The sequence below is a fragment of the Haliea alexandrii genome (genome assembly GCF_003719295.1).
Taxonomy (GTDB): domain Bacteria; phylum Pseudomonadota; class Gammaproteobacteria; order Pseudomonadales; family Halieaceae; genus Haliea; species Haliea alexandrii.
Map to the genome: position 1 here is coordinate 186,784 of NZ_RFLW01000001.1, position 12,502 is coordinate 199,285.

Below are 12,502 nucleotides of genomic sequence, written 5' to 3' on the forward strand. Positions count from 1 at the left end.
ATCTGGAGCAACAGGAGACTTATCGTGGAACAGTATCGAGGTACAACCATCCTCTCAGTGCGCCGTGGCAACAGCGTTGTCATTGGCGGTGACGGGCAGGTGTCACTGGGCAACACCGTCATGAAGGGCAACGCGCGCAAGGTGCGCCGGCTGCACAAGAACAAGGTGCTGGCGGGCTTCGCCGGTGGCACAGCTGATGCCTTCACCCTCTTTGAGCTGTTTGAAGCGCAACTGGACAAGCACCAGGGCCACCTGGTGCGGGCCGCCGTGGAACTGGCCAAGGCCTGGCGCACCGAGCGCTCCCTGCGCCGCCTGGAAGCCCTGCTGGCAGTCGCCGACAAAGAAACCTCACTGGTCATCACCGGCAACGGCGATGTCATCGAGCCCGAAGACAACCTCATCGCCATCGGCTCCGGTGGCCCCTTTGCGCAATCCGCCGCGCGCGCCCTGCTCGACAACACCGAACTCGATGCCCGCAGCATCGTGGAAAAAGGGCTGAATATCGCTGGCGACATCTGCATCTACACCAACCACAACCAAACCATCGAACAACTCGACTATTAGGCCCTCCGCATGTCCAACATGACGCCCCGAGAGATTGTCCACGAGCTGGACAAGCACATTATCGGCCAGCAAGACGCCAAACGGGCTGTTGCCATCGCGCTGCGCAACCGCTGGCGGCGCATGCAGCTGCCCGAGGCACTGCGGGCGGAAATCACGCCCAAGAACATACTCATGATCGGCCCAACCGGCGTGGGTAAAACCGAGATTGCCCGGCGACTGGCGAAACTGGCGAACGCACCGTTTGTCAAAGTGGAGGCCACCAAGTTCACCGAGGTGGGCTACGTGGGCCGCGACGTGGAATCGATTATTCGCGACCTCGCCGACGTGGCGGTGAAGCTGTACCGCGAGCAGGAAATGCAGCGCGTGCGCTTCCGCGCGGAAGAAGCAGCCGAAGAGCGGCTGCTGGATATTCTGCTGCCCCCGGCGCGCGGCGAAGGCACAGAGAGCAACAACGGCGCCAGCACGCGGCAATTGCTGCGCAAAAAACTGCGCGAAGGCGACCTTGATGACAAGGAGGTGGAGGTCGACCTGGCCAGTGGCGGCGCCGGGGTAGAGATCATGGCACCCCCGGGCATGGAGGAAATGACCAACCAGTTGCAGAGCATGTTCTCCAACCTGTCGCGCCAGCAGAGCAAAACCCGGCGCATGCCGGTAAAAGCCGCCCTGAAAGCCCTCACCGACGAGGAGGCGGCCAAGCTGGTGAACGAGGAAGACCTGAAGCAGCGCGCCATTCGCGAAGCAGAGCAGAACGGCATTGTGTTCATCGACGAGCTCGACAAGGTGGCCAAGCGCGGTGAAACCGCGGGCGCGGACGTCTCCCGGGAAGGTGTACAGCGCGACCTGCTGCCGCTGATTGAAGGCTCTACGGTAAGCACCAAGCACGGCACCATCAAGACCGACCACATTCTGTTCATTGCCTCGGGGGCGTTTCATCTGGCCAAGCCCTCCGACCTGATCCCCGAACTGCAGGGCCGTCTGCCCATCCGCGTGGAACTGGAATCGCTCACCGCCAGTGACTTCGAGCGCATCCTCACCGAACCGGACGCCTCTCTGACCGAGCAGTATCAGGCACTGCTGGCCACCGAAGGCCTGCAGGTCACATTCACGCCGGACGGGCTGCGGCGGATTGCCGAAACCGCCTGGCAGGTGAATGAGAAAACCGAGAATATCGGCGCTCGCCGCCTGCATACCGTGATGGAGCGCCTGCTGGAACAGGCATCCTTTGGCGCTGCCGATGCCGGGTTGCAGCAGCAGCCGCTGTCTATCGATGCCGACTACGTCAACAGCCAGCTGCAGGCCCTGAGTGAAGACGAAGATCTGTCGCGCTTTATTCTCTAGGTTGAGGTACCACCATGACCGACCGCGCACCGCGCCCCATCGACATTCACCTGCACCGCAAGTCACGGGAGCTGGAGCTGGTTTACAGCGAGGACGAACGCTATCGCCTGCCCTGTGAATACCTGCGGGTGTATTCCCCCTCTGCCGAGGTGAAGGGCCACGGCCCGGGACAGGAGATACTGCAGACCGGCAAAATGCATGTGGCCATTACCGACATTCGGCCGGTAGGCCACTACGCGCTGCAGCTGGTGTTCGACGATGGCCACGACACCGGGCTCTATTCCTGGGACTATCTTCACGACCTGTGCAGCCGCCGCGAAGCGCTGTGGCAGGACTATCTCGATCGCATGTCCGCCGCCGGTGCTACCCGCGACCCCCAGGTACAGGTCATCCAGTTCCAACCCTGACCGCAGGGCCAACATCGCGCTACAATGACCGCCCTGTTGTATGACGGCGGAGGCCGCATGAGCGATAAACGCACCACCCATTTCGGTTACCGGGAAGTCGAGGAAGATGCCAAGGCCGGCCTGGTGGCCAATGTTTTCCACTCGGTGGCGGGGCGTTACGACCTGATGAACGACCTCATGTCCGGCGGCATTCACCGTATTTGGAAGCGCTTCACCATTGAACTGAGCGCCGTGCGCGGCGGACAGTCGGTGCTGGATATCGCCGGTGGCACCGGCGACCTGGCGGCAAAATTTGCCGACATCGTCGGCCCCACTGGCCGCGTGGTGCTGGCAGACATCAACGAATCCATGCTCAATGTGGGCCGGGACAAACTGCTGGACCACGGCTACCAGGGCAACCTGGAATTCGTGCAGGCCGATGCGCAGCACCTGCCCTTTCCGGACGACAGTTTCGACTGCGTCAGCATCGCCTTTGGCCTGCGCAACGTCACCGACAAAGACCTCGCGCTACGCTCCATGTTGCGCGTACTCAAGCCCGGCGGGCGGCTGCTGGTCCTGGAGTTCTCCAAGCCCGCCAACCCGTTGCTGGAAAAAGCCTACGACAGCTACTCCTTCCGCGTGCTGCCTTTCATGGGCAAGCTGGTGGCAGGGGACAGCGACAGCTATCAATACCTGGCGGAGTCCATTCGCATGCATCCGGATCAGGAAACCCTGCTCGGCATGCTGGAAGACGCTGGCTTCGTCAATTGCGAATACCACAACCTCACCGGTGGTGTGGTTGCCCTGCACCGGGGTTTCAAGGCCTGACATGGCGGCCGCCGGCATTGATCCAACGCTGACCACGGCGGCACTGGCTGCCCTGGAAGAGGCACTCAACCGCGCCCTGTCACTGGACACGGCGGGCCAGCAGCAGCTGGGCCGCCTGGCCGGATGCACCTTCGCCATCGAATGCACCTCACCGGCAATCAATGTCTACCTGCAACCCGGCGTGCAGCGCACCCGCCTGCTGGGCTTCCACGATGGCCCCGTCACCACACGCGTGCGCGGTGCAGCCGCCGATTTCGCCGAGCTGGCGGCTGCCAGTGACCCGGCTGCCACTCTGATCAATGGCAACCTCGCCTTGCAGGGCGACAGTGCGCCACTGATCGAGCTGCAGGGCATCATCGGGCGCCTGGACCTGGACTGGGAAGCCCCGCTGGTAAATGTACTGGGGGACGTTGCGGGGCATCAATTCGCGGAGTTCCTGCGCGCCGGCTTCAGTGCCGGCAGCGCCGCCTCGAACAGCCTGCTGCGGCAACTCGACGAATTTATCCACGAAGAGGCGCGCCTGACGCCGCCGCGCCTCGAAGTTGAAGACTTCTACAGCGACCTGCAATCGCTGCAACAGCGCGTGGAGCGACTGCAGTCGCGGCTGGAGCGGCTGCGCAAGCGCATGCGGGACACGCACGCGTGAGCGCCGGGCTGTTCTCCCGCAGCCGGCGGCTGCTGCTTATCCTGCGCGTTGCCGGGCGCTATCGGCTGCAGGAATTTGTTGCCGCCGAGGGTTTGCCTGCCACCGCACGCCTGTTGCTGCGCCTGTCACCCTGGCGCAACAGCCACCCTGGCATGAACCGGGGTGAGCGCCTGCGCCGGGCACTGGAAGAGCTGGGCCCGGTGTTTATCAAGTTCGGCCAGCTGCTCTCCACCCGCCGCGATCTGCTCCCCGCCGATATCGCCGATGAACTGGCACGGCTGCAGGACAAAGTGCCCCCCTTCGACGAAACACTGGCCGCGGGGATTATCGAGTCCGCCCTGGGTGAACCGGTCGACACCCTGTTCGCAGGCTTCGAGGCCGTGCCCATGGCCTCGGCGTCGGTGGCACAGGTACACGGCGCCACGCTGCATAGCGGGGAAGAGGTGGTGGTGAAGGTGCTGCGACCCGACATCGAGCCGGTCATCCGTCAGGATCTCGCCCTGCTGTATACCCTGGCGCGACTGGTCCAGCGCTTTTTACCGGACGGCCGTCGGCTGCGCCCGGTGGAAGTGGTCGCCGATTACGAGCTGACCATCCTCGACGAACTGGATTTGCGCCGCGAGGCCGCCAACGCCTCGCAGCTGCGGCGCAACTTCGAAGGCAGCGATCTTGTGTATGTACCCCAGGTGCACTGGGACTACACCCGCAGCAATGTGATGGTCGCCGAGCGGATCAGCGGCATCCCGGTCACCGACATGGCGGCGCTGGAGGCGCGCGGCACCGACTTGAAGCTACTTGCCGAGCGCGGTGTGGAAATCTTCTTTACCCAGGTGTTTCGCGACAACTTTTTCCATGCCGATATGCATCCGGGCAATATTTTCGTCAATGCAACGGACCCGGCCAACCCACGCTACATCGCGGTGGACTGCGCCATTGTCGGCAGCTTAAGCGATGCCGACCAGTATTACCTGGCGCGCAACCTGCTCGCCGTATTCCAGCGCGACTACCGCGCCGTGGCCGAGCTGCACGTGGAGTGCGGCTGGGTGCCGCCGGACACGCGCGTGCAGGATTTCGAGTCAGCCATGCGCGCTGTCTGCGAGCCGGTATTCGAGCGGCCGATCAGCGACATCTCCTTTGGCCAGCTGCTGATCTACCTGTTCAGCACCGCGCGCCGCTTCGATATGGAAGTGCAGCCCGCCCTGGTGCTACTGCAGAAAACCCTGCTGAACATAGAGGGCCTGGGGCGTCAGTTGTATCCCCAGCTCAACCTCTGGGATACCGCGCAGCCTTTCCTTGAGCGCTGGGTACAGGAACGCTACTCCCCGCAGTCGGTGTTGCGACGCCTGCAACGGCATGTGCCCTCCTGGCTGGAGCAGCTGCCGCAGGTGCCGGACGCCGTGCTCGATAATTTGCAGCGCAAACACGCAGCACCCGGCCCGTCCCGCCAGCAGCAGAAGCAGCAACAGCGTGTGTTGACCGCGCAAAGCGCGCAGCGCCAGCGTGTCGCACGCCGCCGCGCTGCCGCGGCAGCACTTGCCGCTGCCGGGCTGGTGCTCGCGGTGCCCGGCGGCTGGGCCTTCATCGCCGCTGCGCCAGTCGCCAGCTGGTTGCTGCTCGGCGCTGCCCTGGTGCTGCTCTGGCCGACCTGCAATCGGGGTGAATAGGCGGGCTCTGGCCGGTGTGCCATAATGCTGGCCTATGGACACCATGACATCTGAAAACACCGCAACCTTGCTGCAGGCCGTGCGCTGGAACGATCAGGGCCTGGTGCCCGCGGTCGCTCAGGATGCCGCCAACGGCGATGTGCTGATGCTTGCCTGGATGAATGCGGAAGCGCTGCAGCGCACCGCGGAGACAGGCCGTGCCGTGTACTGGTCGCGCTCGCGCCAGGCCCTGTGGAGCAAGGGCGAAAGCTCCGGGAATGTGCAGCTGCTGCGCGAACTGCGCCTGGACTGCGACGGCGACACCGTGTTGCTGCGCGTCGAGCAACTGGGCGGCGTTGCCTGCCACACCGGGCGCCGCCACTGTTTTTATCAGCGCTGGAGCGGTGACAACTGGGAAGTTACCGACCCGGTGCTAAAGTCCCCCGAATCCATGTACGGAAACACACCGTGAACAATGTTCTGCAACAATTGGACGCGATACTCGCGGCGCGCCGTACGGCAAGCCCGGAAAGTTCCTACGTGGCCAGCCTGCACCACCGGGGTTTGAACAAGATTCTGGAGAAAGTGGGGGAAGAGGCCACCGAGGTGATCATCGCCGCCAAGGATGCCGGCGAAGACCCCCAGGAACTGGTCGGGGAAGTGGCTGACCTCTGGTTTCATACCCTGGTCATGCTCTCTCACCTGGAGCTGGATTCCGGGGCGGTGCTGGAGTGCCTGGCACAACGTTTCGGCGTGTCCGGGCTGGACGAGAAAGCGTCTCGCGGTTGACCGCGACATCACTATCATACAACGGAGACACTCATGGGTATCGGTGGCATCAGTATCTGGCAATTGTTGATCATTCTCGCCATTGTCATCATGTTGTTCGGCACCAAGCGCTTGCGCACGCTGGGCAGTGACCTGGGCAGCGCGGTGAAAGGCTTCCGCAAGAGCATTCAGGACGAAGACAGCGGCAAACAGGACGCCGAGAGCAAGGACGCCGCAGAAGACAGTGCCGGTGACGCGCGGAGCGACAACAGCAAGCCGTGATACAGCACCATGTTTGACATCGGTTTCGCCGAGCTATTACTGATTGGCGTGGTGGGCTTGCTGGTGATAGGGCCGGAACGGCTGCCCTCCACGATCCGTACCGTTAGCGCCTGGGTCGCGCAGATTCGTCGCGGCTTCAACCAGATCCGCAGCGAGGTGGAGCAGGAACTGCACAACGATGCCGTCATGCAGGAGCTGCGCAAAACCGGCAGCGACCTGAAACGCGACGCGCAGCAGGCCGGTGATTCCTTCAAGACAGCCACCGGAGGTAGCACGGCTACCGGGCCCGCCTCCACGGCAAGCTCCGGGCAGGCGAACCCTGACTCAGCCGCCGGGGCGGCCAGCGATGGCGAGACCACGAGCCGCGCACAGGAACCTCCGGAGAAATGAACGACGAGACCGAGGACCAGCCACTGCCCCTGGTTGCGCACCTGACCGAGCTGCGCGATCGCCTGTTGCGCGCATTGCTCGCCGTGCTGATCGTGTTCATCGCGCTGTTTCCGTTCGCCAACGAAATCTACAGTTTCGTCTCCGAACCGCTGCGCGCGCTGCTCCCTGAGGGGACTTCCATGATCGCCACAGACGTGGCGTCACCCTTCCTCACGCCGTTCAAGCTCACCCTGGTCGCCGCCATCTTCATCGCCATACCCTACGTGCTGTACCAGGCCTGGAGTTTTATCGCGCCCGGCATGTACCGGCATGAAAAACGCCTGGCGGTTCCACTGCTGGCGTCCAGCGTGCTGCTGTTCTATGCCGGCGCAGCCTTTGCCTATTACGTCGTGTTTCCGCTGGTGTTCGGCTTCTTTACCAGCGTGGGCCCGGAAGATATCGCCATCATGACCGACATCAACAGCTACCTGAACTTTGTGCTCAAGCTGTTTTTTGCCTTCGGTATTTCCTTCGAGATTCCCATCGCGGTCGTCATCATGATCTCGGCGGGTATCACTACCCCCGAGGACCTTGCACGCAAACGGCCCTATGTCATCGTCGGCTGCTTCGTCTTCGGCATGCTGCTCACCCCGCCGGATGTGATCTCCCAGGCTTTGCTGGCGGTGCCCATGTGGTGCCTGTTTGAACTCGGCATCGTGTTCGGGCGCATCATAAAACGGCGCAGTGCTGCCGCGGCAGACGCGGAGTAATGGGCGAAAAGCGCAGCCGCAGCCTGTCACCGCTGCTGGCCATACTGCGTTTCCTGCTGCCCTACCGGGGGCGCCTGCTGGCGGCGGGCACGGCGCTTATCTTCACCGCGGGCGCCACCCTGTTCCTGGGCCGCGGCATCCAGCTGCTGATTGACGAGGGTTTCAGCGGTGGCACCCGTGCAGACCTCGCCAATGCCATCGGCGTTATTCTGGTGATTGCCGCAGCCATGGCGGCAGGCACCTTTGCCCGCTTCTACTTTGTGTCCTGGCTCGGCGAGCGGGTGAGCGCCGACATACGCAGCGCGGTGTTCGACAACATCATCCACCTGGACCCGGGGTATTTCGAAACCAACCGCAGCGGCGAGATCATGTCGCGCCTCACCACCGACACCACGCTGCTGCAGACCATCATAGGCTCTTCCGTGAGCATGGCCCTGCGCAGCGGCCTCACGTTGATCGGCGGCCTGGTGCTGATGTTCATCACCAATATCCAGCTGAGCCTGATTATCACGGTGGCGGTACCATTGGTGCTGCTGCCCATCCTGTTCTTCGGGCGACGCGTGCGGCGCCTCTCCACCCAGAGCCAGGACAGCATTGCCAGCGTGGGCAGCTACGCCGGTGAAATCATTCAGCACATACGCACTGTGCAGAGCTACACCAGTGAGAGCCGCGAAAGCGCCGCCTTCGGGCGGGAAGTGGAGCACGCCTTTGCCATCGCCCGCCGACGCATTCGCCAGCGCGCCCTGCTGGTGGGCGCCGCCATCCTGCTGCTATTTGGCGGTATGGCCGCTATGCTCTGGAGCGGCGGGCAGTCGGTCATCAGCGGTGAAATGAGCGGCGGCGAACTGGGGGCATTCGTGTTCTATGCGCTGATGGTGGGCTCCGGATTCGCCACCATCTCAGAGGTGTGGGGCGAACTGCAGCGCGCGGCCGGTGCCTCCGAGCGCCTGCTGGAGCTACTGCAAACTCACAGTGAAATCGTCGACGGCAGCAGTAGCTCTGTGCCCCAGCGTGCAAGCCTGAGCTTGCGCGATGTTACCTTCGCCTACCCGGCGCGCCCCGCCGACCCGGCGCTGAAGAGCCTGTCACTCAAGATCGAGGAAGGTAAAAGCCTCGCTCTGGTCGGCCCCTCCGGCGGCGGCAAATCCACTCTATTCCAGCTGCTGCTGCGCTTCTACGACCCGCAGGATGGCGCCGTGCTCTTCGACGGCGTGGACCTGCGCGAGCTGCGCCTGCAAACCCTGCGCCAGCAAATCGCCCTGGTGCCACAACAGCCGGCGCTGTTCACCGGCACCGTGCGCTACAACATTGCCTACGGTATGCCCGCCGCCAGCGCGGAGGAGGTCACCGCCGCGGCCAGGGCTGCCCACGCCCACGAGTTCATCCAGCGCCTGCCCAACGGCTACGACAGCGAACTGGGCGAGCAGGGCGTACGCCTCTCCGGTGGCCAGCGCCAGCGCATCGCCCTGGCCCGCGCCATCCTGGCCAACCCCCGCGTACTGTTGCTCGACGAGGCCACCAGCGCCCTGGACAGCGAGAGCGAGCACCAGGTGCAACTCGCGCTTGAGGAGCTGATGCGCAACCGCACCACGGTGATCATCGCCCACCGCCTGTCTACCATACGCCACGCGGACCGCATTGCAGTGCTGGACAAGGGGAAGCTGGTAGCCACGGGAACGCATGAGAGCCTGCTGCGCGATTCACCGCTGTATGCACGGCTGGCGAGCTTGCAGTTTCGGGAGCAGTGAGCGCCCCTATCTTTTTGTGTACCGCTGTTTATAAAAGCGCGGACATGCAAGCGGACTTCACGGCGGCACAGGTCCGTGGGGATGTTACCGGCAGCCACAGACCAGCTTGTCCAGACCCAGACATCATCTGCAAACGCTAATCCCCCGCGGGCGCAATCGCACCCGCGGGCCAAGAACGGCTTAGCTGAACTCGCGGATCAGGCCACCGATGCTTTCTTTCGCATCGCCGAACAGCATCCGGGTGTTCTCTTTGTAAAACAGAGGATTTTCGATGCCGGCAAAGCCAGAGGCCATGGAGCGCTTGAGCACGAATACGGTGCGCGCCTTGTCCACATTGATGACCGGCATGCCGTAGATGGGGCTGGACTCCACTTCCCGCGCGGCGGGGTTCACCACGTCGTTGGCGCCGATCACAATTGCCACGTCCACGGTTTCCATGCGCGGGTTGATCTCGTCCATTTCCAGCAGCTGGTCGTAGGGTACGTCCGCCTCCGCCAGCAGCACGTTCATGTGACCCGGCATACGGCCCGCCACCGGGTGAATACCGAAGTTCACTTCGCAGCCGTTTTCTTCCAGCAGCTCACACAGCTCTTTTACCACGTGCTGGGCCTGGGCAACCGCCATGCCGTAGCCGGGTACAATCGCCACGCTGCTCGCCGCTTCCAGCACGTAGAAGGCGTCTTCCACGGAGATGGGCTTGATTTCGCCCTCTACCACGGTCTCCGCACTGCTCACGCTGCCAAAGCCGCTGAACAGCACGTTGCTCAGGGAGCGGTTCATCGCCTTGCACATGATTTGCGTGAGGATGATACCGGAGGCGCCTACCAGGGAACCGGCCACAATCAGAATGTTGTTGTTGATGGCAAAACCCGCCGCACAGGCTGCAAGGCCTGAATAGGAGTTCAACAGCGAGATCACCACCGGCATGTCGGCGCCGCCGATGGGAATCACCGCCATGATGCCAAACAGCAATGACAGCGCGATGATGGCGTAGAGCCACTGGCTGTTCTCGGGCTGCAGGCAGAACATAACCGCGCTGGCGAGAATGGCCAGCACCAGCAGGCTGTTGACGATCTGCTGGCCACTGAACGTAACGGCGCCACTGCCAATCTTCTCGCTCAGTTTGCCGTAGGCGACCAGCGAGCCAGTGAAGGTGAGGCCACCGATCAGGATGGACAGCACGATGGTCACCAGAATAAAGGTGTTGCTGTCGCCGGCACCCAGCGCTGCGGCGCCTACCAGCAGGCTGGCCATACCGCCAAAGCCGTTGAACAGCGCCACCATTTCCGGCATCGAGGTCATCTGCACCAGACGCGCTGTGGCAGCACCGATCACGCCGCCAATAACCATGCCCACCAGTATCCACTGGAACTCGACGATACCCTGGTCGATCAAGGCCGCGACAATCGCCAGTAGCATACCCACGGCGGACAGCAGGTTACCCTTGCGCGCCGTGGCCGCAGAGCCGAGCAACTTGAGGCCGAAAATAAACAGGGCCGCCGCGATAACAAACGCCAATTGAATGGCCAATCCGGTTGCACCCATGATTATTTACCCCTCTTCTTGAACATCGCCAGCATGCGGTCGGTCACCATGTAACCACCCACCACGTTGATTGTCGCCAGGGCAACAGCGGCTGCACCCAGCCACTGGGCCATGTCGTGCTGGCCGGTACCCGCCAGGCTGATGGCGCCTACCACGGTAATGCCGGAAATAGCGTTGGCACCAGACATCAGCGGCGTGTGCAGCGTTGCCGGTACCTTGTTGATCAATTCGAAGCCCAGGAAAATGGACAACATCAAAATAAAGGTCAGGAATACGGCTTCCATATCAGTTGCCCCCCTCCAGGATGTTCTTGATGGTTTCGTTTGTGACTTCACCACCATGCGTGATGATGCAGCCGGGCAGGATGTCGTGCTCAAAGTCGATCTTGAATGTGTTGCTTTCCTTGTCCCAGGCGTCATCGACCAGGTTGAACAGGTTGCTCGCATACATGTGGCTGGCGTCGCGGCACACTTCGTTGGGCAGGTTGCCCTTGCCGATGATCGTCACGCCGTTCACGGTGACCACTTCATTGGGCACCGAGCCTTCCACGTTGCCGCCAGTTTCAGCGGCCATATCCACGATCACGGAGCCGGGCTTCATGCCTTCCACCATGTCTTTGGTGACAATCACGGGGGGCTTGCGCCCGAATACCTGGGCGGTGGTAATCACCACGTCGGAATCGGCAATGGTTTCCTTTTGCGCATCGCGCTGCTTCTGGATCTGCTCCGGGGTCAATTCGGTGGCGTAGCCACCGGCGGTCTCGCCGGTTTGTCCGAGGTCGATATCAAGGAAGGTGGCGCCCAGTGAACGGACCTGCTCGGCAACCACTGGGCGGGTATCAAAGGCCGTTACCCTTGCACCCAAGCGCTTGGCAGTGGCAACCGCCTGCAGGCCTGCCACGCCGGCACCGATAATGAAGACTTTCGCAGGCTTCAACGTCCCCGCGGGGGTCATCATCATCGGGAAGATTCGCGGCAGGTGAGTAGCAGCCTGCAGCACCATGACATAGCCCGCGAGGTTGGCCTGGGAGCTCAGCGCATCCATTTTCTGGCTACGCGTGGTGCGCGGAATCATTTCCATGCTGATGGCAGTGACACCGTGCTGCTGCAGGTTACGCACCAGATCGTGCTCGTTGAACGGGTCGAGGTAGCTGATGTGAATACAGCCTTTCTTCATGAGCGCGATGTCGGCCTTTTCTGGCTTGCGCAGGCGCAACAACATATCAGCGTCACGGAACAGGCCCTCGCGATCGGTGGTCAGGGTGGCCCCGGCGGCAGCGTATTCCTCGTCCGTAAAACCGGACCCAAGGCCCATCCCATTTTCAATCACCAGCTCAGCACCCAGACGACACAGCTTCTTGGCCGTCTCCGGTGTGACCGGCACCCGGTTCTCGCCCGGATGCGTCTCCCTCGGAATTGCGATGCGCATAGTTTTTCCTACCCCGTTTTCAAGCGTGTCGGTTATGAATTCTGCGGATATTGTGGCCGGAACGGCAGGGTCTGAGCGTTATTCTCTCTCTTCCAGCGACCCTTTACCCAGCTCTCCCAGTTTTTCGGCACGGGACTGTAGCACAGAGACTCCCGCCAAGGAATTATGCCTAATATTCACCAGAGGA

The 12,502-nt window shown here is 62.4% G+C and carries 15 protein-coding genes; 12 read left to right on the top strand and 3 right to left on the bottom strand.

Annotation, left to right across the window (positions count from 1 at the left end):
- The first annotated feature begins 24 nt into the window (after positions 1–24).
- The 12 genes from hslV to EGJ68_RS00910 are packed head-to-tail and all read left to right on the top strand — an operon-like array spanning position 25 to position 9,342.
- Complete coding sequence (hslV, locus tag EGJ68_RS00855; RefSeq protein WP_027950629.1) at positions 25–564, top strand: ATP-dependent protease subunit HslV; 540 nt, start codon at positions 25–27, stop codon at positions 562–564.
- A gap of 9 nt (positions 565–573) precedes the next feature.
- Positions 574–1,902 carry an ATP-dependent protease ATPase subunit HslU gene (gene hslU, locus EGJ68_RS00860; RefSeq protein WP_123032686.1) on the top strand — a complete coding sequence of 443 codons (1,329 nt, stop codon included), beginning with the start codon at positions 574–576 and terminating at the stop codon, positions 1,900–1,902.
- Between the two features lie 14 nt (positions 1,903–1,916).
- Positions 1,917–2,309 carry a gamma-butyrobetaine hydroxylase-like domain-containing protein gene (locus EGJ68_RS00865; RefSeq protein ID WP_123032687.1) on the top strand — a complete coding sequence of 131 codons (393 nt, stop codon included), beginning with the start codon at positions 1,917–1,919 and terminating at the stop codon, positions 2,307–2,309.
- Positions 2,310–2,366: 57 nt separating this feature from the next.
- Complete coding sequence (gene ubiE / locus EGJ68_RS00870; protein WP_123033964.1) at positions 2,367–3,116, top strand: bifunctional demethylmenaquinone methyltransferase/2-methoxy-6-polyprenyl-1,4-benzoquinol methylase UbiE; 750 nt, start codon at positions 2,367–2,369, stop codon at positions 3,114–3,116.
- A gap of 1 nt (position 3,117) precedes the next feature.
- Positions 3,118–3,762 (top strand): ubiquinone biosynthesis accessory factor UbiJ, encoded by a 645-nt coding sequence (locus tag EGJ68_RS00875; protein ID WP_123032688.1) that lies wholly within the window; start codon positions 3,118–3,120, stop codon positions 3,760–3,762.
- Complete coding sequence (gene ubiB, locus EGJ68_RS00880) at positions 3,759–5,426, top strand: ubiquinone biosynthesis regulatory protein kinase UbiB (protein ID WP_233248628.1); 1,668 nt, start codon at positions 3,759–3,761, stop codon at positions 5,424–5,426. Before EGJ68_RS00875 ends, ubiB begins: the two co-directional genes overlap by 4 nt.
- A 43-nt stretch (positions 5,427–5,469) precedes the next feature.
- Positions 5,470–5,877, top strand: a complete 408-nt coding sequence (gene hisI, locus EGJ68_RS00885) for a phosphoribosyl-AMP cyclohydrolase (protein ID WP_123033966.1) — start codon at positions 5,470–5,472, stop codon at positions 5,875–5,877.
- The gene (locus tag EGJ68_RS00890) at positions 5,874–6,194 is read left to right on the top strand and encodes a phosphoribosyl-ATP diphosphatase (protein WP_123032689.1); all 321 of its coding nucleotides are present in this window, start codon (positions 5,874–5,876) and stop codon (positions 6,192–6,194) included. The genes hisI and EGJ68_RS00890 overlap by 4 nt, the downstream gene beginning before the upstream one ends.
- A 33-nt stretch (positions 6,195–6,227) precedes the next feature.
- Positions 6,228–6,455, top strand: coding sequence for a twin-arginine translocase TatA/TatE family subunit (gene tatA / locus EGJ68_RS00895; protein WP_123032690.1), 228 nt, complete (start codon positions 6,228–6,230; stop codon positions 6,453–6,455).
- Positions 6,456–6,464: 9 nt separating this feature from the next.
- Positions 6,465–6,845, top strand: coding sequence for a Sec-independent protein translocase protein TatB (gene tatB / locus EGJ68_RS00900; protein ID WP_123032691.1), 381 nt, complete (start codon positions 6,465–6,467; stop codon positions 6,843–6,845).
- A complete protein-coding gene (gene tatC / locus EGJ68_RS00905; RefSeq protein ID WP_123032692.1) occupies positions 6,842–7,594 on the top strand; it encodes a twin-arginine translocase subunit TatC in 753 nt (250 codons plus the stop codon). Before tatB ends, tatC begins: the two co-directional genes overlap by 4 nt.
- A complete protein-coding gene (locus EGJ68_RS00910) occupies positions 7,594–9,342 on the top strand; it encodes an ABC transporter transmembrane domain-containing protein (RefSeq protein ID WP_123032693.1) in 1,749 nt (582 codons plus the stop codon). The genes tatC and EGJ68_RS00910 overlap by 1 nt, the downstream gene beginning before the upstream one ends.
- A 180-nt stretch (positions 9,343–9,522) precedes the next feature.
- Here EGJ68_RS00910 and EGJ68_RS00915 read toward each other — a convergent pair whose 3' ends face one another.
- From EGJ68_RS00915 to EGJ68_RS00925, 3 genes are read right to left on the bottom strand one after another with little or no spacing between them, the layout of a single operon-like run.
- Positions 9,523–10,887, bottom strand: a complete 1,365-nt coding sequence (locus tag EGJ68_RS00915; protein WP_123032694.1) for an NAD(P)(+) transhydrogenase (Re/Si-specific) subunit beta — start codon at positions 10,885–10,887, stop codon at positions 9,523–9,525.
- Between the two features lie 2 nt (positions 10,888–10,889).
- Positions 10,890–11,171, bottom strand: coding sequence for an NAD(P) transhydrogenase subunit alpha (locus EGJ68_RS00920; RefSeq protein WP_123032695.1), 282 nt, complete (start codon positions 11,169–11,171; stop codon positions 10,890–10,892).
- Position 11,172: 1 nt separating this feature from the next.
- Positions 11,173–12,315, bottom strand: coding sequence for a Re/Si-specific NAD(P)(+) transhydrogenase subunit alpha (locus tag EGJ68_RS00925; RefSeq protein WP_123032696.1), 1,143 nt, complete (start codon positions 12,313–12,315; stop codon positions 11,173–11,175).
- Positions 12,316–12,502: the final 187 nt, after the last annotated feature.

What these genes read in the sequence shown, in the direction of transcription:
- EGJ68_RS00925 (WP_123032696.1), bottom strand. Translation starts at nt 12,315, where the DNA reads ATGCGCATCGCAATTCCGAGGGAGACGCATCCGGGCGAGAACCGGGTG.
- EGJ68_RS00920 (WP_123032695.1), bottom strand. Translation starts at nt 11,171, where the DNA reads ATGGAAGCCGTATTCCTGACCTTTATTTTGATGTTGTCCATTTTCCTG.
- EGJ68_RS00915 (WP_123032694.1), bottom strand. Translation starts at nt 10,887, where the DNA reads ATGGGTGCAACCGGATTGGCCATTCAATTGGCGTTTGTTATCGCGGCG.
- EGJ68_RS00910 (WP_123032693.1), top strand. Translation starts at nt 7,594, where the DNA reads ATGGGCGAAAAGCGCAGCCGCAGCCTGTCACCGCTGCTGGCCATACTG.
- ubiE (WP_123033964.1), top strand. Translation starts at nt 2,367, where the DNA reads ATGAGCGATAAACGCACCACCCATTTCGGTTACCGGGAAGTCGAGGAA.
- EGJ68_RS00875 (WP_123032688.1), top strand. Translation starts at nt 3,118, where the DNA reads ATGGCGGCCGCCGGCATTGATCCAACGCTGACCACGGCGGCACTGGCT.
- tatB (WP_123032691.1), top strand. Translation starts at nt 6,465, where the DNA reads ATGTTTGACATCGGTTTCGCCGAGCTATTACTGATTGGCGTGGTGGGC.
- hisI (WP_123033966.1), top strand. Translation starts at nt 5,470, where the DNA reads ATGACATCTGAAAACACCGCAACCTTGCTGCAGGCCGTGCGCTGGAAC.
- tatC (WP_123032692.1), top strand. Translation starts at nt 6,842, where the DNA reads ATGAACGACGAGACCGAGGACCAGCCACTGCCCCTGGTTGCGCACCTG.
- EGJ68_RS00865 (WP_123032687.1), top strand. Translation starts at nt 1,917, where the DNA reads ATGACCGACCGCGCACCGCGCCCCATCGACATTCACCTGCACCGCAAG.
- hslU (WP_123032686.1), top strand. Translation starts at nt 574, where the DNA reads ATGTCCAACATGACGCCCCGAGAGATTGTCCACGAGCTGGACAAGCAC.
- tatA (WP_123032690.1), top strand. Translation starts at nt 6,228, where the DNA reads ATGGGTATCGGTGGCATCAGTATCTGGCAATTGTTGATCATTCTCGCC.